Origin of the sequence: Bacillus sp. 7705b (genome assembly GCF_002289525.1) — a bacterium.
GTDB lineage: Bacteria > Bacillota > Bacilli > Bacillales > Bacillaceae > Bacillus > Bacillus halotolerans.
This window is the reverse complement of sequence record NZ_NSDH01000049.1, coordinates 45,915-66,795: the sequence shown is the minus strand read 5'-3', so window position 1 is coordinate 66,795 and position 20,881 is coordinate 45,915. Positions and strand designations below refer to the sequence as shown.

At 46.0% G+C, this 20,881-nt stretch carries 16 protein-coding genes; 11 read left to right on the top strand and 5 right to left on the bottom strand.

The genetic code is table 11. The features are described from left to right. Window positions 1–17 precede the first annotated feature (17 nt). The gene (gene ltaS, locus CJU60_RS18975) at window positions 18–1,964 is read right to left on the bottom strand and encodes a lipoteichoic acid synthase (protein WP_024120574.1); all 1,947 of its coding nucleotides are present in this window, start codon (window positions 1,962–1,964) and stop codon (window positions 18–20) included. 255 nt (window positions 1,965–2,219) lie between these two features. Between ltaS and CJU60_RS18970 the strand changes: the two genes are divergently transcribed. The 6 genes from CJU60_RS18970 to CJU60_RS18940 all read left to right on the top strand — a co-directional run bounded on the left by CJU60_RS18970 (window position 2,220) and on the right by CJU60_RS18940 (window position 9,591). Continuing rightward, window positions 2,220–2,612, top strand: a complete 393-nt coding sequence (locus CJU60_RS18970) for a DnaJ family domain-containing protein (RefSeq protein ID WP_095714632.1) — start codon at window positions 2,220–2,222, stop codon at window positions 2,610–2,612. Window positions 2,613–2,747: 135 nt separating this feature from the next. Continuing rightward, window positions 2,748–4,163 carry an alanine/glycine:cation symporter family protein gene (locus tag CJU60_RS18965; protein WP_095714631.1) on the top strand — a complete coding sequence of 472 codons (1,416 nt, stop codon included), beginning with the start codon at window positions 2,748–2,750 and terminating at the stop codon, window positions 4,161–4,163. Between the two features lie 712 nt (window positions 4,164–4,875). After that, on the top strand, window positions 4,876–6,288 hold the full coding sequence (gene treP / locus CJU60_RS18955) for a PTS system trehalose-specific EIIBC component (protein WP_095714630.1): 1,413 nt from the start codon (window positions 4,876–4,878) through the stop codon (window positions 6,286–6,288). 73 nt (window positions 6,289–6,361) lie between these two features. Beyond that, window positions 6,362–8,050 (top strand): alpha,alpha-phosphotrehalase, encoded by a 1,689-nt coding sequence (gene treC, locus CJU60_RS18950; RefSeq protein ID WP_095714629.1) that lies wholly within the window; start codon window positions 6,362–6,364, stop codon window positions 8,048–8,050. Between the two features lie 20 nt (window positions 8,051–8,070). Next, window positions 8,071–8,787, top strand: a complete 717-nt coding sequence (gene treR / locus CJU60_RS18945) for a trehalose operon repressor (protein WP_024120578.1) — start codon at window positions 8,071–8,073, stop codon at window positions 8,785–8,787. Between the two features lie 138 nt (window positions 8,788–8,925). Then, window positions 8,926–9,591: an NAD(P)H-dependent oxidoreductase gene (locus CJU60_RS18940; RefSeq protein ID WP_038954167.1), complete on the top strand. Its 666-nt coding sequence runs from the start codon at window positions 8,926–8,928 to the stop codon at window positions 9,589–9,591. A gap of 33 nt (window positions 9,592–9,624) precedes the next feature. Here CJU60_RS18940 and CJU60_RS18935 read toward each other — a convergent pair whose 3' ends face one another. Beyond that, the gene (locus tag CJU60_RS18935; RefSeq protein ID WP_095714628.1) at window positions 9,625–14,001 is read right to left on the bottom strand and encodes a multifunctional 2',3'-cyclic-nucleotide 2'-phosphodiesterase/3'-nucleotidase/5'-nucleotidase; all 4,377 of its coding nucleotides are present in this window, start codon (window positions 13,999–14,001) and stop codon (window positions 9,625–9,627) included. Window positions 14,002–14,243: 242 nt separating this feature from the next. Between CJU60_RS18935 and CJU60_RS18930 the strand changes: the two genes are divergently transcribed. Then, entirely contained in the window at window positions 14,244–14,762 is a 519-nt protein-coding gene (locus CJU60_RS18930) for a type 1 glutamine amidotransferase domain-containing protein (RefSeq protein ID WP_059336024.1), read from the top strand. A gap of 34 nt (window positions 14,763–14,796) precedes the next feature. On the opposite strand, the gene CJU60_RS18925 is transcribed toward CJU60_RS18930, so the two are convergent. Both CJU60_RS18925 and CJU60_RS18920 read right to left on the bottom strand, forming a co-directional pair. Further along, a complete protein-coding gene (locus tag CJU60_RS18925) occupies window positions 14,797–15,993 on the bottom strand; it encodes an MFS transporter (RefSeq protein WP_095714627.1) in 1,197 nt (398 codons plus the stop codon). Between the two features lie 162 nt (window positions 15,994–16,155). Beyond that, on the bottom strand, window positions 16,156–16,371 hold the full coding sequence (locus CJU60_RS18920) for a DUF1128 domain-containing protein (protein WP_010333391.1): 216 nt from the start codon (window positions 16,369–16,371) through the stop codon (window positions 16,156–16,158). 201 nt (window positions 16,372–16,572) lie between these two features. On the opposite strand from CJU60_RS18920, the gene CJU60_RS18915 reads away from it, so the two are divergent. Genes CJU60_RS18915 through CJU60_RS18905 form a run of 3 tightly spaced genes read left to right on the top strand, consistent with a single transcriptional unit; the run spans window position 16,573 to window position 18,236 of the window. Next, window positions 16,573–17,043 (top strand): low molecular weight protein-tyrosine-phosphatase, encoded by a 471-nt coding sequence (locus CJU60_RS18915; RefSeq protein WP_010333392.1) that lies wholly within the window; start codon window positions 16,573–16,575, stop codon window positions 17,041–17,043. Between the two features lie 18 nt (window positions 17,044–17,061). Continuing rightward, on the top strand, window positions 17,062–17,385 hold the full coding sequence (locus CJU60_RS18910) for a hypothetical protein (protein WP_095714626.1): 324 nt from the start codon (window positions 17,062–17,064) through the stop codon (window positions 17,383–17,385). 23 nt (window positions 17,386–17,408) lie between these two features. Next, entirely contained in the window at window positions 17,409–18,236 is an 828-nt protein-coding gene (locus CJU60_RS18905) for a YihY family inner membrane protein (protein WP_024120586.1), read from the top strand. Window positions 18,237–18,434: 198 nt separating this feature from the next. On the opposite strand, the gene CJU60_RS18900 is transcribed toward CJU60_RS18905, so the two are convergent. Continuing rightward, entirely contained in the window at window positions 18,435–19,610 is a 1,176-nt protein-coding gene (locus CJU60_RS18900; RefSeq protein WP_095714625.1) for an MFS transporter, read from the bottom strand. A 167-nt stretch (window positions 19,611–19,777) separates the two neighbouring features. Between CJU60_RS18900 and cax the strand changes: the two genes are divergently transcribed. Beyond that, window positions 19,778–20,833: a calcium/proton exchanger gene (gene cax / locus CJU60_RS18895; protein ID WP_024120588.1), complete on the top strand. Its 1,056-nt coding sequence runs from the start codon at window positions 19,778–19,780 to the stop codon at window positions 20,831–20,833. The last annotated feature ends 48 nt before the right edge of the window (window positions 20,834–20,881 follow it).

Genomic DNA, 20,881 nt, shown 5'->3' with positions numbered 1-20,881 from the left:
GCCTCTCTGCTTTTTTCTTATTTATCTTCGTCTTCTGTTGACGTCTCTGAATCCTCGCCGTGTTTTGTGTAATCATAATCGGAAGGGTTCACCTTTGTAAAACCTTTCGGGTTGTAGAAACGCAGCAGGTCTCCGTTTATGATTTTATCGGACATTTCGAGTTCCTTCTTGACGAGTGAGTCTTCTGACTTGTCGATCTCAGATTCATCAAGCTGTTTCCCGGTTTTTGTGTCATAGTACTTGCCGGATATTTTCGTGTACTTCGGTGATATAAAGTCTCCGTTGCGGAACGGAATTACTTCACGGTGTTCTTTAGATAAAATATCAGAACCGGACATCAAGTAGTCTTTCGTATCCACTCCGAGCAAATGCAGAAGGGTTGGAGCCACATCGACGTCTCCGGCATATTTATGAACTTTTTCGCCCTTCACGCCGGCAGCGTGGATAAAGAGCGGCACCCGCTGAAGCTGGGCGTTGTCATAATCGGTAATTTCGTCTTTGCCAAGCACTTTCGCCATCGCGTTATTGTGGTTTTCAGAGATGCCGTAGTGGTCTCCGTACATCACGATAACCGATTTATCATATAACCCGTCTTTTTTCAGGTCATTGAAAAATTGTTCAATGGACTGATCAAGGTAATGGGCTGACTGGAAGTAGTTGTTGACGACAGAGTCGCCAAAGTCTCCAGCCGGGAAGTCAGTATCCCCCTCATCCATTCCGAATGGGAAGTGGTTAGACAGCGTAATGAACTTCGTATAGAACGGCTGCGGCAGGCTTTCTAACAGCGGCATTGATTCTTTAAAGAACGGTTTATCTTTCATGCCGTAGTTTTTCGTGTTTTCTTCGTTCATATCATAGTAAGCAGAGTCGAAGAACTTATCAATGCCTTCCGCTTTGTACATTTCGTTTCGGTTCCAGAACGTCTGCGTATTCCCGTGGAACGTAGCAGATGTGTAATCTTTAGACTTCAAAATCGCCGGAACGGATTGAAGCGTGTTTTGCGCTTTGTTCACGAAAACGGAACCCTGAGCCAGCGGGTACAGAGAGTTTTCCATCATAAATTCTGCATCCGATGTTTTACCTTGTCCTGTTTGGTGGAAAAAGTTATCAAAGTAGAACGTTTCGTTATCGTGCGCCAGTTTATTTAAGAACGGTGTCACTTCTTTGCCATCAATTTTATAGTCGATGATAAAGGACTGTAAAGATTCAAGTGAAACGTAAATGACGTTTTTTCCTTCCGCTTTGCCGAAATACACATTGTTCGGCACATCGTAATTGGCTTTCATGTAGTTCTCAACTTCCGTTACGTCGCTTGAATCGGCAAGTGCGCGCTGGCTGTTGGATTTGACATTCTGCACAGCGTCATAAATCGTGAAATTGTATGTTCCTAAATATTTGACAAGATAGTTTCGGTCAAATGATCTCGTCAGCAATTCAGGACGGTCTGACTCCGCAACTGCCAGGTTGATTAAGAAAACGAGAATCGAAGACGCAAGAACGATTCGGAATGATTTTTTGTTAGACGTATCGGCAGGCTTGTTCACTTTAATCGCTAAGATAATCAGAATGATCGTATCGATAAAGTAAAAGGCGTCAGTCGGTCTCATCAGCGAAAATGCGCTGTCACCGAGTTGGCCGCCGTTTGTTTTAGCCTGCATAATGACCGGAATCGTAATAAAATCATTGAAGAATCGGTAATACACAATGTTTGCGTACAGTAAAAAAGACATTAAAAAATGAATCACTATGATGGCTGTCTGCTGTAATTTTTTCTTGAACAAAAGTCCAAATCCAAGAAAGAATAAGCTTGAGCTGAGCGGATTCACAAAAAGCAATATTTTCTGGATCGTGTTGTCTATTCCTAAATTGAAGTTCAGGACATAACCGACATACGTCTTTACCCATAACAGGACGACCGCAATTAAGAAGAAGGCCAGTCCTCTTTCTTTTATAAATGTTTTCATTGTTACACTCCTTTTTTCCGATCACAGTTCGAGCGAAACGATAGAAAAAACGAACGTATCCAATATAACACGAATCAGCGGATTAGAAAAGTGAAAATCGTCCGATGGAAAAAGTGGCGAAAAACGCCGTCGAATCAACGTTTTCTTAGGGATTTGCCAGATGTAAAAGCAGGTTTCTTACTGTAAATAAAGGAATAATATGGTTTGTGACAGCTGTATGATAAAATATGTTCATTAATGAAAAGAGGTGGGACGATGGATTATTCTCATATTGTGTCTGAAGATAAGATTAAACGCGCCATCAAAGACGGAGAATTTGACAACCTGCCGGGAATGGGAAAACCGCTGCCAAAGGATGATGCGGCCCACTTGCCGGAATCCCTGCGGATGGGCTACCGAATGTTAAAAAATGCAGGGATAGCTGAGGATGAGGGTGCACTGAAAAAAGAGCTTATGACCCTTAACCATTTAATCTCCAAGTGCTATGACGAAAAGGAACGTGAGCAATTAGTAAGAAAAAAATCAGAAAAGCAGCTGATGCTCGATAAGCTTGCCGACAAAAAAGGTATGTTTTCCAAACCAGCGTCATCGTTTTATAAGAATCAAGTATATGAGCGGCTGGGGCCAAACAGACCTTCTTCCACTTAGTTTTCCTTGTCAGGCGATGTTTTTTAGCCGTCCAGCTTCCTTTCTTCCTCAATTTGACTCAGTTCTGTCTGCCCTAAAAGGTTTATGTTTTTCCATCTGTGGGGAATTGACCCATAAACGGGAAAGGGTGATGGGATGGAACAACTATTAGAATGGGTAGAGCGTATATCTGATTGGCTGTGGGGGCCGCCGCTAATTATCTTACTGACGGGGACGGGATTGTACTTCACCATTTTGCTGAAGTTTTTTCAATTTCGCTATCCTTTATACATTTTGAAGCAGACGATCGGCAGCGTAGGAAAAAAGCCAAAGGGAGAGGGGACAGTTACGCCGCTTCAGGCATTGACATCAGCCCTCAGTTCGACGATTGGGGCGGCGAACATTGTCGGAGTGCCTGCGGCTATCATGTTTGGCGGTCCCGGGGCTGTTTTTTGGATGTGGCTGGTTGCCTTATTTGCTATGGCAATTAAGTTTTCAGAAAGTGTGCTTGCGGTTCATTACAGAGAAAAAAATGAGCAGGGTGAATTTGTCGGGGGACCGATGTATTACATAACAAAAGGGCTGCGCATGAAATGGCTCGGCGTGTTTTTTTCTGTTGCACTGATCGTAGAGCTGATTCCAAGCATAATGGTTCAGGGGAATTCAGTTTCAGTCTCTCTTGCCGAAACGTTTTCTTTCAATAAAATATACGCCGGAATCGGCATCGCGTTTTTGATTGGTTTAGTTGTAATTGGCGGGGTGAAGCGGATCGGAAAAGTAACTGAGTTTGTTGTGCCTCTCATGGCAGGTGCATACGCGGGAGCCGGTCTCCTGATTGTTCTTATGAATCTTTCATCTGTTCCGGCGTTTTTCTCTCTCATATTTTCGAATGCGTTTACTTCTTCTTCGGCAGCAGGAGGATTTGCAGGCGCTGCCTTGGCTGAAACCATCCGCTGGGGGTTTGCCCGCGGCCTGTATTCTAATGAAGCCGGGATGGGAACCGCCCCGATTGCACATGCGGCGGCAATGACTGACCACCCCGTAAGACAAGGCTTCTGGTCTGTGATCGGCATTGTCATTGATACCTTGATCATCTGCACCACCACGGCATTTGTCGTCCTTGCATCCGGTGTCTGGACAGGGAAGAACGCCTCAAGTGACCCAGCAGCACTGACTACGGCTGCATTTCAGCATTATTTCGGAGCTGGCGGAGGGTACTTCGTTTCGATTTCTCTCGTCTTTTTTGTTGTCTCGACCATTATGGTTGTCATATTTTACGGCGTAAAACAAGCTGAATTTCTATTCGGAAGGCTGTCGGGACATGTCATTAAATTCGTCTATTTAGCGGCTATTATCATAGGTGCCGCCGGCGGAGCAAAAGCCATCTGGGGCTTTCTGGACTTAGCGTTAGTTTTCATCCTCGTTCCGAATGTGATTGCGCTGTTATTATTGAGCAAGAAGGTAAAAGCGCTGTATACCGAATTTTTCACATCTGAACAGTATTACCTGAAAGATAGAAGAAAAACGAAACAGAGTGCTGTTTACCAGACAAAAGAAGCTGAAAACTCTTAGGGTTTTTGGAACTCAACATCGTCTTACTCTTGATGATCAATTAGATGAACAAAGGCAGCAAGATCGCATCACCACATTAATGAGCGTTATTGACTCTGAGGCTTTCTGTAAGTAAAGCCTCTCTTGAACCTCTGATGGCGGACTCGGCGATCGGTTCTTCAATGCTTCTCCTTTAGCCGCCTTTCATTTTTACAATCAGGCATTTTGACGTCGACAAAATAATAGTTTCAAACTCGTCTCTGCCAATACACTGGAAATAGACAGCGTATTGGCAGAGATTCCTCGTCTTTCTCTATTTCATCCTTCAGATGCCGCAAAAAGGAGGGAGGGCGTGATCCTGAATAGATTCAGATTTTACGATTCCTTCGATATATACAACAAATCCGCACAGTCCATTTCCGAAGTCAAACCCTCTAAACACGATATCTCTGAGCAGCTTTCTGTTAATAGTGTTTTCCTTGAGATAGGAGAAATCGGCCCTTCCTTGTTGGCCTCGAGCTCACGGAGGAACTTGCAGGGCATTCTCGTGTTTATTCATAGGGCTCACCTCTCAAAACATTTGCTAGCTTTTTAGAGTAACCTTTCTGTTAAGCCATTCTATGACTTTACGAATAGTATGAAAGCGCTACAAAAAGTTGTTGACTACATGTATATACAGGACTACAATATAAACATAAGTTGTATATACAAGTTATCAAACGGAGGGGTTGGCATGGGGGAACTGAACAGATCAGCACGGCAAATTGTTGAAGCAGTCGGCGGTGCTGAAAATATTGCAGCGGCAACTCATTGTGTAACACGTTTACGCTTCGCGTTAATAGATGAAAGCAAGGTTGACCAAGAGGCGCTGGATCAAATCGATGTTGTAAAGGGATCGTTTTCGACAAACGGACAGTTTCAGGTTGTGATCGGCCAGGGAACAGTCAACAAAGTATATGCGGAACTGGTCAAGGAAACGGGGATTGGCGAGTCAACAAAGGACGATGTGAAGAAGGCCTCAGAAAAAAATATGAATCCTTTGCAGCGTGCTGTGAAAACGCTTGCAGGTATCTTTATTCCGATTTTGCCGGCGATTGTCACGGCGGGTCTCTTAATGGGAATCAACAATATCTTAACGGCGCAGGGGATTTTCTTCAGTACAAAATCGATTGTGCAGGTGTACCCGCAGTGGGCGGATCTTGCCAATATGATCAATTTAATCGCAGGCACGGCCTTTACGTTCCTGCCAGCGCTGATCGGCTGGTCGGCGGTGAAGCGGTTTGGCGGCAATCCGCTCCTCGGCATTGTGCTCGGCGTTATGCTCGTGCATCCTGATTTACTGAATGCGTGGGGGTATGGCGCTGCGGAACAAAGCGGAGAGATCCCTGTATGGAATCTTTTCGGCCTTGAAGTGCAGAAGGTCGGCTACCAGGGGCAGGTGCTCCCGATTTTGCTCGCTTCGTATTTGCTCGCCAAGATTGAATTGTTTTTGACGAAACGGACACCCGAGGGGATACAGCTTTTAGTCGTCGCGCCGATTACGCTGCTCGTGACAGGTTTTGCGTCCTTTATCATTATCGGTCCGGTCACATTTGCGATCGGGAATGTGTTAACTTCGGGGCTTATCTCGGTGTTCGGCTCATTTGCCGCGCTGGGCGGGCTGCTGTACGGCGGCTTATACTCAGCGCTGGTGATTACCGGAATGCATCATACGTTTTTGGCAGTTGATCTGCAGCTGATCGGCTCTAAGCTCGGAGGCACATTTTTATGGCCGATGCTGGCGCTTTCAAATATCGCCCAAGGATCAGCGGCGCTGGCGATGATGTTTATCGTAAAGGATGAGAAACAAAAAGGTCTTTCCTTAACATCAGGCATTTCCGCTTATCTGGGCATTACAGAGCCTGCCATATTCGGGGTGAACCTTCGCTACAAATTTCCGTTTATCATTGCGATGATCAGCTCAGGGCTGGCCGGGATGTATATCTCATCTCAAGGCGTTTTGGCTAGCTCCGTCGGTGTTGGCGGCGTGCCCGGCATTTTCTCGATTATGAGCCAGTACTGGGGTGCATTCGCAATCGGAATGGCGATTGTCTTGATTGTTCCGTTTGCCGGAACATACGCTTATGCGCGACTGAAACGTAAATAACAAAGGGGAGCGGGACGTGTTTTTGACGGTCCCTTTTTCCCATTTTCATTAAAAAAGACGGTGGTGGAGACAGATGAAAACAGAACAAACACCATGGTGGAAAAAAGCCGTGGTTTATCAAATTTATCCGAAAAGCTTTAAAGATACGACGGGAAACGGCATTGGCGATTTGAATGGAATTATTGAAAAGCTTGATTACTTAAAAACGCTTCAGGTTGATGTTCTTTGGCTAACGCCGATTTACGACTCGCCGCAGCATGATAATGGGTATGATATTCGGGATTACTTCACGATTTATCAAGAGTACGGCACAATGGAAGATTTTGAACGCTTATTAGCTGAAGCGCACAAAAGAGGCTTAAAAGTCGTCATGGATCTAGTGGTCAATCATACGTCAACTGAGCACAAATGGTTTAGAGAGGCGATTTCTTCAAAAGACAGCCCATACCGTGATTTTTATATATGGAAAAACCCGAACGAAGACGGCACAGCCCCGACAAACTGGGAATCGAAATTCGGCGGCTCGGCATGGAAGCTTGACGAAGCTTCAGGCCAATATTATCTGCACCTGTTTGATGTCACACAGGCTGATTTGAATTGGGAAAATGAAGAGGTCAGAAAGCATGTCTATGAGATGATGCATTTTTGGTTTGAAAAAGGAATTGATGGCTTCAGGCTTGATGTCATTAATCTGATTTCAAAAGACCAGCGCTTTCCGAATGCGGAAGACGGCGATGATGGCCGTACCTTTTACACTGACGGGCCGCGGGTGCATGAATTTCTGCATGAAATGAACGAAAAGGTGTTTTCACATTATGACAGCATGACGGTCGGTGAGATGTCTTCTACATCGATTGACCATTGCATCCGTTATACAAATCCGGGCAATGAAGAGCTTGATATGACGTTTAACTTCCATCATCTCAAGGTCGATTATCCAAACGGAGAAAAATGGGCCTTGGCTCCGTTCGATTTTCTGAAGCTGAAGGAGATCTTATCCGTGTGGCAGACGGAGATGCAGGCGGGAGGGGGCTGGAACGCTTTGTTCTGGTGCAATCACGATCAGCCGCGCATTGTATCGAGATATGGAAATGACGGTCCATATCGGGTGAAATCAGCAAAAATGCTTGCGACGGCCATTCATATGATGCAGGGCACGCCTTATATTTATCAGGGTGAAGAGCTCGGCATGACCAATCCGAAGTTTACCGGCATCAGCTCCTATCGGGATGTCGAGTCGCTGAACATGTATCACGCCTTCAAGAAAAAAGGCATGGCGGAGAAAGAGATTTTAGCCATTTTACAGGAAAAATCCCGTGACAATTCCAGAACACCCGTCCAGTGGGATGATACGCCGAATGCCGGATTTACAACAGGCACGCCATGGATACCGGCCGCCGGCAATTACCGGGAGATCAATGCCGAGGCGGCGCTGAAGGACAAACACTCGGTCTTTTATCACTACCAGAAGCTGATCCAGATCCGAAAAACCTATGACATTGTCACGGAGGGAACGTATGAACTGATCGCAAAGGATGATCCGAACGTTTTTGCGTATATGAGACATGGCGAAAATGAGAAGCTGCTCATCATCAATAATTTTTACGGGACGGAGGCAGCCTTTACACTGCCGGACACGCTGAAGCCCGGCGAGTGGAAGGCAGAGGTGCTTCTGACAAACGATGAAGAGAGAGAAGAACTGAAGAATATGACGCTCCGACCGTATGAGTCCATTGTTTATCATTTAACAAAACCGTGCTAAACTAAGCTGGGTGGTCATAAATGAAGGTGAATAAATTTATCACAATCTATAAAGACATCGCACAGCAAATTGAAGACGGCCGATGGAAGGCGGAGGAGATTCTTCCGTCTGAACATGAATTGACCGCACAGTACGGCACATCAAGAGAAACGGTTCGAAAGGCGCTTCACATGCTGGCTCAAAATGGATATATCCAGAAAATCAGGGGGAAAGGCTCCGTGATTCTCAACCGTGAAAAAATGCAGTTTCCGGTCTCTGGGCTTGTCAGCTTCAAGGAACTGGCGCAAACTTTGGGGAAAGAAACGAAAACAGCCGTTCACAAATTCGGGCTGGTGCCCCCGTCAGATCTGATCCAAAAACAACTTCGGGCACAGCCGGATGATGACATATGGGAAGTGATCAGGTCAAGAAAGATTGACGGGGAGCATGTCATTTTGGACAAGGACTACTTTTTCAGAAAGCATGTGCCTCACCTGACGAAAGAAATTTGCGAAAACTCCATTTATGAATATATTGAAGGAGAGCTTGGTCTTTCGATCAGTTACGCGCAGAAAGAAATTGTGGCCGAGCCGTGTACGGATGAGGACAGGGAATTGCTTGATTTACGCGGCTATGACCATATGGTGGTTGTGAGAAACTATGTCTTTTTAGAGGATACAAGTCTCTTTCAATATACGGAAAGCAGACACCGTCTGGACAAATTCAGGTTTGTCGATTTTGCGCGACGGGGAAAATAAAGAGCGCCTGCCTGCGGCAGAGCGCTTTTTTCTCTTGGTATCAAAATTGATACTATCATACAAAAATGTGCGTACTTTTACTTTTTATGAGAATGGCTACAATAGAAGTGAGAGTAACCAAAAGGAGAGGTGCTTAACATGGCAGATGTAAAGAAACAAATTCTGGACGCATACAATTTCAGACATGCGACAAAGGAATTTGACCCGAATAAAAAAGTATCAGACAGCGATTTTGAATTTATTTTAGAAACAGGAAGACTATCTCCAAGTTCACTCGGCCTTGAGCCTTGGAAATTCGTTGTTGTCCAAAATCCCGAATTCCGCGAAAAGCTTCGCGAATACACATGGGGCGCGCAAAAGCAGCTTCCGACAGCAAGCCATTTCGTCCTGATTCTGGCGCGTACAGCGAAGGATATGAAATATAATGCGGACTACATCAAACGTCATTTAAAAGAAGTAAAACAAATGCCGCAAGACGTGTATGAAGGCTATCTCAGCAAAACAGAGGAGTTCCAGAAGCACGATTTGCATTTGCTTGAAAGCGACAGAACCCTGTTTGACTGGGCATCCAAACAAACCTATATTGCGCTTGGCAACATGATGACAGCCGCTGCGCAAATCGGCGTTGATTCCTGCCCTGTGGAAGGCTTCCAATATGATGAAATTCATCGCATCCTTGAAGAGGAAGGCCTTCTGGAAAACGGAAGCTTTGATATTTCTGTTATGGTGGCGTTCGGCTACCGTGTGCGAGACCCTCGTCCGAAAACAAGATCTGCTGTTGAAGATGTTGTGAAGTGGGTATAAAAAAGAAAGCTGCTCGATAACGAGCAGCTTTTTTTATGCTTCATTCGCTCTGTTCTGTTTTCTTCGCTGATGCAAATATAATGCTGTTCCGAGTGCGCTGATCAGAAATCCGGCCAGCAGGATGGAATACATGGAGGTGGCTGTGTCAGGAAGCAAGCCGCCAGCCGGTCCATCGGTTCCCGATCCGCCCGATCCATTTGTTGGTTCAGTGCCGGGGGGTGTTTGATCGCCGCCTTTGCCATCATTCGGCTGCTTTCCGCCTGGATTGTCGGACCCTCCGCCATTCTTGCCGTCGTCATCGCCGCCTGTCGGCTGATCGGACGGGAACGCCGGCGGTTTATCGTGAGCACCGGAATTTAAGATCGTGTATTCGCTGAAGTGGTTTGTGTATCCTGTTACAATATCGTCGTCAACTGATCCCTTTTCTGTCTTTGTAAAAGTTTTCTTTTTCCGGTCGACATGGTAAATGGCAGGGTTGTGAGCTTCTTCAATATCAAACATCCGAAGCGATAGCTCAACCGGTTCCTTGAATGATTTCACTTCTTTTCCTTTTTGCTTCACTGTAAAGTCATATACATTTGATAGGGAGACGTTTAATTCTCCCTTAGATTTGATTCCGATTTCAGTGTTCGCGGTTTTGATGTTCGCCATTGGAAGCTTCATGCTGTACCAGTAGTTGAACACCGTCAGGGAAGGATCTAATTCTCTATCCTTCAATAGCTTGACCTGGTCTTTTTTCATTTTTAGATTGATTGGTTTCTCTTGTGATCCTTCAGACGTTTCATAATAGACAAACGGCTTGTTGGCGTTTTTGGCATAAATCGCAAATTTGTCTTCATCGAGTGTCCAGCTGCCATCCTTCTGCTTTGTCGGCAGGAATACTTCTTTGATCCGTCCTTCCATTTTAGGAGAGACCTTGTCACCAAGCTTTTTCAGCTGCTCGGTGAAAATCTCATAATCTACGTAGCCGAGGTCTTCACCATGAGAAGCTTCCGTAAAGACAGAGTATCCGTCTCCACCGCCGCCGACAAAATGATTTGTTGCGACGCGGTAGGTATCATCTGTATTCAGATCAACTTTGTCTCCGTTAGGCGATTCGATTTTCACGTCTAAAACACGGTGTCCAGGTTCGTTGTTTAATGTAAAGGTATATTCAATTCCAGCCACCTGAGGGAAGGCCCCGCCTCCGTTCTCCACATTGCTTAATCCTTGTTCAAGAGCTTCTTTGATTTGTTTTCCGGTCAAATCAGCCACGTAAAGCGTGTTGCCGAACGGCATCACGTTCAGTACTTCGCCGAGAGTGATATCGCCTTTGTCAATGCCTGCTCTGATGCCGCCGCCATTTGTAATCGCAATGTTGGCGCCGGATGCTTCTTTCGCTTTTGCAAGCATGCCGTCCGCGATGAAGTTTCCGAGATTGGTTTCCTTCGTGCGCACATGCTCACGCTGGCCGTCAAGGGCTACATCCGTGTAGCCGACTTTTTCATTTTTGACGTCCTCTAATTCTTTTTTGAACTGATCGAGCTCTTCTTTTACTTCCGCGTTTTCTTCAGTATTCTCATCAATCGGCAGTGCGCTTAGATTTGATTTGTCTGTTTGAACGACGCCGTCATCATCAAATGCGACATCGACACGCCCTAAGAATTGGCCGTATTCTTTTGCCTGCGCCACGATTGTCGGTTCGTCGTTTTCCACGACCTCCATTTTGTCCACGAGAGTGTGGGTGTGTCCGCCGATGATCAAGTCAATGCCCTTCACTTTTTTGGCTAGCTCAAGATCGCGGTTATGCCCAATGTGGGTGAGCGCGATAATTTTGTTTACTTTTTCTTCTTCCTGAATCGTTTTCACGGTGTTCTGCGCAGTTTTAAATGCGTCGTTAAATACAATGCTTTTGCCCGGGCTTGATGTTGTGGCTGTGTCTTCTGTTGTCAGTCCGAACACGGCCACTTTCTCGCCGTCAACGTCTAACAGAATGTACGGATGGATGCCCGGCTCTTTCTTTTCTCCCGCAGTAAAGGTCTGCGGCTTTTTGACATATGATTTTAGCTTAGGTTCATTTGATACATCCACATTCGCGCTGACGATTGGGAAATCAGGCGCTTCAAAGTGATAGCGATTCGCCGGATCGACAGTTGTGCTGTTCCCGCTGAGAAAATCAGAAAGAACGGACGGACCTTTATCAAATTCGTGGTTTCCGAAGGTCATGGCGTCATAACCCATCATGTTCATCAGTTTCAGGTCGGCTAAACCGTTCCATTTCGTGAAATACAGGTCGCCGGAAAACACATCTCCCGCGTCAAGCAGGATGTTGTGGTCTGTTTCGTTTCTTACTTCGCTGATTTTCGTCATTCGTCTGGCTGCGTCATCAAGGTGCGCATGCGTATCATTTGTATGCATGACGGTAAGATCCCATAATCCGCCTTCAGGAGGATCGGTATCTGAACCGTCGTCAAATTGAAGCTTGTACACGCCATAGCCTTCATTTGAAGAATGTCTCACATAAGCGACATCATCGGCTTTGTCCGCAAAAGGCTTGGCTAAAAGCGAAGATTCAAACGTCAAATTCGTGCCGGAAACCGGTGCAATCGACCAGTTGTTATCGGCTTTTGGATTTAATGTTTTCTGTTCAATAATGTAATCCATCAGTACCTGTCTGTTTTCAACTGCGGAGCCGTGGACAATCTTATCACTCGTCAGATGAGGGAAACCGCCGCCGCCGGAGGCCCGGTAATTATTCGTGACTACGAGAAATTCCTGGCTCGGGCTGATCGGTTTGCCTTCATAGGAAAGGTTGATGATCCGGCTTGAATCCGCGTTAATCACTTTTCCGTTTTCGTTGTATTTAGCCGGTTTTGTGACATCGACCTGATAGGTGACGCCGTCAATCACGTCAAAGTTGTAGGAGCGGAAATTCTCATTCAGCAAGGCCTGATCGCCGCCTTTTGACGGATCGATATGATTAAATTGGCCAGCTGACATGTCGAGCCAGTCCTTCACCTCGCTACCGGTCAGCTTCACGATTTGGAGGGTATTATCGTACAGATACAAGTCTCCGACGTTTTTAATCGCAAGATCCCCGGCCGGAATGTTTGTATAGTAATTGGCTCCGTTTCTGCCGCCGGCTTTAAACGGCGCGCCTGCTGACAAAATCGGAAGATCTTTATACTCGGTATCCTTCATTTCATTTTCCGCGTACCATTTTTGCGCATCTGTCACAATTTGAATAGAAGGGTCGTCCTTGACTTGTGCAAAGAAGCTGTTAATGTCGGCTTCTGTTTTTCCGACAGGCTTTCTGACATATTCCAGCGTGTTTTGATGTGTTTGCTGAATGGCTTTTGTGACGGCTTCGTTTCTGGATGTGACGCTGCCGGAAATTGATTCGATGCTGCCCTTGGAATCTGCGACCTTCCACGAGCCGTCTGTTTTTTCAAGCTTGAGGTCAATGACGCCTAAGTATTTGCCCCAGCTGCTTGGCATGACGACCGGAATGCCGTTAATGGTTCCTTTTTCAACATCGAACTGAGCGGCACCCGCATATTCTGCGGAAGGGAAGAGTCCGTGCTGATGGCCCGAGACAATCGCATCAATGCCCTTTGTTTTCGTGGCCAGGTCAAAAACAGCGTTTTCTGCACCTGACGATTGCGCCTGCTTTTCAATACCAGTGTGGGCAAGGGCAATAATGACATCCGCGCCTTCTGCCTTCATTTTCGGAATCGTTTCATTGGCAGATTCGACGATATCCTGCACCTGAACCTGTCCTTCGAGATTCTTTTTGTCCCAGGTCATGATTTGCGGCGGGACAAAACCTATGTAGCCTACTTTGATCTTCTGTTCGTTTCCGTTTTCATCTGTGACTGTTTTCTCGTTAATAACATATGGCGTATAACGGTGTACGCCGCCAGTTGTTTTAACATTGGCGTTTACAATCGGGAAATCGGCTCCTTTGATCGTGCCGTCGAGAAAGTCGAGCCCGTAATTGAATTCATGATTGCCAAGTGTTCCTGCGTCATACTTCAGCGCGTTCATGACGCTGATGATCGGGTGGGTTTTTGCACCGGAGATAATGTTGTCTTTTTCGTATTTCACTGCGTATTCGCCCAGCGGATTTCCCTGAATCAAGTCACCGTTATCCACGAGCAGGGTGTTTGGGTTCTCCTGGCGGTGCTTTTGGATCAGCTGTGCCGTTCTGACAAGCCCGAATTCTGTCGTTTCTTTGTCGCTATAGTAATCGTAATCCATCATGTTGGCATGAATATCAGTTGTAGCCAAAATACTGAGATTCACTTGAGGAGCCATGTTTTCTTCTGCATGAACGGGCGGTGTTGGGAGGATTAGGCTAAGTATCATAATTGGGGGCAGCAGAATACGGAGAATGTTACTGACGTCTTTTCGTCTTTTCTGTATTCTCACCAGTTCTCCACCTTTCAACGAAATTTGTGTTACTGGTTCTATTGTAAGAATATTTTGTAAGCATTTGTAGATGTTTCTTTATGATTATTGTAAAAGGGAGAAAAATAAGTATTATGTATCATCTTTGGGTGATGTGAATTGGGTCATTATGCTTATCGTTTGTCAGCTCTGCAAAATGTTTATTATATTGTGGCTGGGGTAGAGTGTTTTATGTAGACATATTAAGGGGGAGGTTATCAATCATGGGTAAAAAAATCGCAGTTGTGCTGACAGATTATTTCGAAGACAGCGAGTATACTGAACCAGCAAAAGCATTTAAAGAAGCGGGGCATGAGCTGACCGTTATTGAAAATGAAAAAGGGAAAACCGTAAAAGGCAAGCAGGGAAATGCGCAAGTCACAGTCGATGCGTCCATTGATGACGTAAACCCTTCCGACTTTGACGCGCTTTTAATTCCGGGAGGTTTTTCACCTGACCAGCTTCGTGCCGATGAGCGTTTCGTCCAGTTTACAAAAGCGTTTATGACGGACAAAAAGCCGGTATTTGCGATTTGTCACGGCCCGCAGCTGCTGATTACTGCTAAAGCGCTGGAAGGCAGAAAAGCGACAGGCTATACGTCCATTCGTGTAGATATGGAATACGCTGGGGCCGATGTCGTTGACCAGGAAGTCGTGGTTTGCCAAAATCAATTGGTCACCAGCCGCACGCCGGATGACATTCCTGCATTTAACCGCGAATCTTTGGCACTGCTTGAAAAATAACAAAAACGGACGCCCTGCGGGGACGTCCGTTTTTTCATGATAGCTTGGAACCTGCGGTCAGTTTATTGTATCTGTAATACAAAAAGGCAGCAGCTGCTGTTCCGATGACGGCAATGCCGAAGTCGAACATAAAGATATGGGCTATGCCTCCCGCTTTTGCGATGAGCCCGGTGGCAATCGGCAGCAGAATCGACGCAATACTTGAAGCTGTCGCAACAATTCCGGTGACAGTGCCTTTGCGGTTCCAGAAAAGCTCTGTCATTAATGTAACGGTAATTTGAAACACACCCGCGGTTGAAAATCCTAAGAAAAAGGCTGTGATGTCCAGTACAGCTGGGACGTGAACTGTCAGCATAACGGCAAGCGTACATAATGTAATAACCGGGTACAGCAGTGTAATCATCACCGGTTTTACCCATCTGTTCAGCAGAAGGGCTAATAATAAAACAGATACCAAAGCGCCTATACTATAGTAGCTCAGCAATTGTACGGAAGCTGATTCAGCTAACCCTACAGCCTTTTGGGCGAAGCTTGGAAGCCAGATTTGAGAGACTGTAAATAAAGCCGTTGATGTAAAACCAATGATAATCAGCGCGGCGCCTTCTTTCTTCATGTCGGGTTCAGATAAGAAAGCAGGAGATCCCTGTTGCCCGGTGCTGATGGGTTGTTTCTGTTTTTTTGGCAGCGAAACCGCTGATAAGCAAAGGATGTTCAGCACATAGACAGCTGCCGGCAAATAAAATGCATATCCGTAGAATAGGCTATGGTCTGCCAAAACTGTAATCAGGAGCGGCAAAAGAGCGGCCCCGAGAGACATAAAAGCTTTTACCAAGACATTCGCCGAGCTGGGAGCAGTTGGGAAGAGCTCCGTTAAAGCCGGATATGTTCCTGCGTCCATGGCCGAATTTGCGACTCCGGCTAATAAAGCAAACACAAACGCAAGTTCATAACTCGGTGATAATGGAATACCGATTAAAAAGACAGCCATCATTCCGGCGGAAGCCACAATGAGCGGTTTTCTGCCTATTTTATCTGATAAAACGCCAGATATTCCGTATGTCAGCAGCTTGCCGAATCCGATAGCCGCAATCACATAACTGATGCCTGTCGGGTCGGTATTCCACTGTTTCGTTAAGGAGGACATGTTGGATGCGAGAATGATATTGACCATTCCGAGCAAGAAGTAGTTGATGTACATTCCGGTTGCTGTTTTGACGTATTTCGTTTTCATTCTAGTACTCCTTCAAAATCTTATTCGGCCATTTGCTGTATTCGCCGGTCTCAGGAAGCGCGGCGCCTTGCTGCGCGTCTTTCCGGCTCCCTAATAAACGAAAGCAAAAAGAATCATCTTCATCAATAAGAAAAAAGACTTGCCGGATGCCGGCAAGCCCCATTATTTTCGAAGTGATGCAAGTTCTTGAGCGATCGCCTGCATTTCGCTCGGGCTGAATGCTTCTTTTTTCATCACCATTTTATGCAGGTAGGTGAGGTCCTCTATTTTTTCGTCGCTGAAGTCTTCTGCTTTGATAACCCCGACATTCAGCATGTTCAGTTTTTGTGAAATCTCTTCAATCATTTGAGTTAATGTTTCTGTATTTTGGCTGGACAAATGATTACATCCTTTCTTTCGCGTCATTTGGTATGTTTTATTCTAACAGAATTCCATCAGAAAAAAACCCTATTCTCATTTCGTCCATTTATTTCAAAAAAGTGGTGACATCAGTTGAAAAGTGATTGAACATCCTACTAAGATAGCGGTAAAGGTTTCTTTTTAGAGAAATATGGGCAAAGAATAGGGAGGTTGCACAACATGATCAGCGTATTATTTGTTTGCTTGGGAAACATTTGCCGGTCTCCAATGGCGGAAGCGATATTTCGGGACTTGGCAGCAACAAAAGGATTAGAGGGGAAAATCAGAACAGACTCAGCCGGCATCGGCGGCTGGCACATCGGCAATCCTCCGCATGAAGGAACGCAGGAGATATTGCGCAGAGAAGGAATCAGCTTTGAAGGCATGCTGGCGCGCCAGGTGCGCGAACAGGATTTAACCGATTTTGATTACATCATTGCGATGGATGCAGAAAATATCGGAAGCCTGAGAAGCATGGCGGGTTTTAAAAAAGCCGCACAGATCAAGAGGCTGCTTGACTACGTTGATGATTCAGATCTTGCGGACGTTCCCGACCCTTACTACACTGGGAACTTTGACGAGGTCTATCAATTGATCAGATCAGGCTGTGAGCATCTGCTTGCATCCATTCAAGAAGAAAAACTATTGTAAGGGAAAGGAGAGTTCATCATGAACAATGAACGCTGGTTGCTGAAAGGTGTCATTCTCGGAGCTGCGGCAGGTGCGGCGCTATCCTTGCTCCATAAGCCGACAAGACAGGCCTGCGGCATGAGATGGATGACGTGCAAGCATAAAATGTCTCTGTACAAAAACAATCCTGAACTATTGAAAAACAATGTCATGACAAAAATTGATGAAGCAAAACAGCTGGCCCAGACGCTGTCAGATGAAGTCGGCTTCGTTAATCAGCAAGTCAAAGAGCTGAAGAAAACAACGCCGAAAGTGATGGAGCTGGTACAGGAAACAAAGGAACATTTTACAAAAGATAAATGATCAAACATTCGAGGTGAGACGACATGAACTTTCTGAAAGAGCTGTTCGGCAGATACACCCTTCATGAGGGGCAAAGCAAATCTGCGGAGCTGGCGTATTTTTTTCTGTTATCGCTGTTTCCGTTTTTGATTTTTATGCTGACGCTCACCGCGTATCTTCCGATTTCTACAGATGACGTGCTGGGGGTTGTAAAACAATACGCTCCCGGAAGTGCGATGTCCCTCGTTGAATCCATTACCCACCAAACATTAAATGACCGAAACGGCGGATTGCTGTCATTCGGGATCATCGCGGCGTTATGGTCTGCGTCTAATGGAATGAATGCCATCGTCAGATCGTTAAACCACGCGTATGAAGTGGAGGAAAACCGCTCTTTTATCATTGTACGTCTAACCTCAATTTTTCTGACGATCGCCATGGTGTTTACCATTTTAGTTGCCTTGCTTCTGCCGGTATTCGGACGGCAGATCGGAATGCTTGCTGCAGACTTTGTCGGCGCTTCGGACCTGTTTTTATCCATCTGGACTGCGATCCGCTGGGGAGTCAGCCCGCTTGTGCTGCTGATTGTTTTTTCCGCTTTGTACGTCATCGCGCCTAACAAAAAGCTGTCGCTTCGCTTTGTAATGCCGGGTGCGCTGTTTGCGGCCATCGGCTGGATTGTCGTCAGCACCCTGTTTTCGTTTTACGTCAGTACATTTGCGAACTATAGCGCCACATACGGAAGCATTGGGGGGATCATCGTCCTGATGATCTGGTTTTACTTAAGCGGGATTTTAATTATTTTAGGGGGAGAAATCAACGCGCTTTTACATAAACGTAAAAAGCTTCCTGATGAAAATCCCTACAATTAGCGCACCCTATAAAGGAACTTCAGTTCAAAAATGATCCGGGGGGCAAAACGTGATGACAAAGCATACGAAAAAAGGCGGAAGCCATAACAAACAGAACTCAAAGAGCAAATCGAGTCATAAAACAAGCGGAAGTGCCAACGGACAAAACGGCTATCATTAGAACAAAAGCCTCCTGACTTTGTGTCAGGAGGCTTTTTCTTATGAAGAGGAAGAATAGGTCTCAGCAGCTGGCCAGCTTTTTGGTTTGCCTAAAGCGATAGCGAGCCAGACAGCGGCCAGAATGAGGGTAATCAAATAAAACAAGTTAGCGCTTTCGAAGGTTTGCATATACCAGCCGCCTGCAATCGGCCCGAAAATGCTGCCGAGACTGAATGAAATGCCGCACAGCAAATTCCCCGCCGGAAGCAGGTGGGACGGAAGAAGGTCTGTCATAAAGCTGATGCCGAGTGTAAAGGTTGACCCGACTGCCATGCCCGCAATAAAGAAGCAGCAGCCGATCACGTAAGGAAAAGGGAACACGCCAGCGATGAGAAAGCAAAAGGCCCCCGTCAGCAAAATCACAAGCAGCACATTCCGTCTTCCGTATTTATCGCTGAGAATGCCGAGCGGGAATTGAAAAATAATGCTACCGATCGCAAATGCAGGAAGAATCAAAGCGACGGCGTCCACAGATAAACCCAGACGCAGCGCATACACAGGAAAGCTGCCGTTTAATGCAGTCTCCAGAAATCCGTACCCGAACGTAGGCATAAACGCCACCCATGCAAACAGCATAGCCTGGTAAAAGCGTCTGAAACTATTGTCTGATTTGGTTTCGTGAGGGCTGGTTTCCGGGTATGCATTTTGTAGCAAGAAAACAAAGAGCCACGCAAGCAAACTGATGCAGCCTGACACGATAAAAGGCAGTGCCGGACTCAGCTTAACAAACGGGACCATAAACGGGCCCGCAGCAAAACCAAGACCAAAGGAGAGTCCGTAAATGGAAAGATTTCTCCCGCGGTTTTGCTTTGACGACATGGAGGTCACCCACGTTTGCGTAGAAAAGTGAAGCATATGGTCGCCGATCCCGATGAAAAGACGAAGCAGGAACCACATCCAAACCGACTGAAGCCAAATGAACCCGAACAAGCTTAAAATGACGATGCTTCCGCCAATGACGATCAGCGGTTTGAAACCCAGTTTTCTAAGCGGGGCCTCCATAAACGGAGAAGCCAATAGCACTCCGATGTAGAGTCCAGTCGCATGCAGGCCGTTAATCGCCGCTGATTCACCATTTGTTTCAAAGATAATTGAGATGACGGGCAGCAGCATGCCTTGTGAAAACCCGGATATGGAAACGAGCAAAACCAGAATAAAAAAATGCATTCGTGACATCGTGTCTGTTCTCCTTTGTGAGATCTATGTTGATCGTACACCGATTTCCAAAAGCCGGCAACCTGAAAAAAGCCTATATCGCGCGCAAACATTTGACCTCGTGTAATCATGATGATTTTTGTGAAGAATAAAAATAAAACAAGTCATACAAAAGGAGTCAATTCACTATGAATCGTATCTTTTTTATATTAGTGGCGGCTGGTGTTCCGCTTTCTGTTATCGGCAGTTTGATGCATTGGCCTTCTGCCATTCTCTTTGCAGTCTATTGTGTAACAATTATTGCTCTGGCAAGCTATATGGGAAGAGCGACAGAATCGCTGTCCATTATTGCCGGGCCGCGGATCGGCGGTTTGTTGAACGCCACCTTCGGGAATGCGGTTGAGCTGATTATTTCGCTATTTGCATTAAAGGAAGGCCTTACAGGAATCGTGCTTGCCTCTTTAACAGGTTCAGTGCTGGGAAATCTCCTGCTGGTTGCGGGCTTATCGTTTTTTGTCGGCGGTTTAAAATACAAGCGGCAGGAGTTTAATATCCATGATGCACGCCATAATTCAGGGCTTTTGATTTTCGCCATTATTGTGGCTTTCGTAATTCCTGAGGTGTTTTCGGTTGGAATGGGGGATACAAGCAAGCTTAATTTAAGCATCGGGATCAGCATCATTTTGATTCTGTTATATGTGGCGGCTCTGTACTTTAAGCTTGTCACGCACCGCGGTGTATATCAGCCGAACAATGCTGTCCAGCCTGAGGAAGAGGAGCAGCCGGAATGGTCAGGGAAGGTTGCCACGATTGTTTTGTTTGCAGCAACAATTGTCGTGGCGTACATATCCGAAAACCTGGTGCACACATTCCACTCGGTTGCTGAACAGTTCGGCTGGAGCGAGCTGTTTATCGGGGTCATCATCGTTGCGATTGTCGGTAATGCGGCGGAACACGCGTCAGCCATCATTATGGCCTATAAAAATAAAATGGATATTGCAGTTGAAATTGCAGTCGGTTCGACGCTGCAGATTGCTATGTTTGTCGCACCGGTTCTTGTGATCTGTTCCATCTTTTTCCCGGTAAGCATGCCGCTTGTGTTTACACTGCCGGAGCTTGTCGCGATGGTGTCTTCCGTTCTCTTGATGATTGCCATTTCGAATGATGGTGATTCCAACTGGTTTGAAGGTGCCACGCTGCTAGCGGCTTATGTCATTATGGCAATCGGCTTTTTCCTTCTTTAACCTGAAAAAATGATGGATAACAACAAAGCGGGATGAAAAGACTAAGGG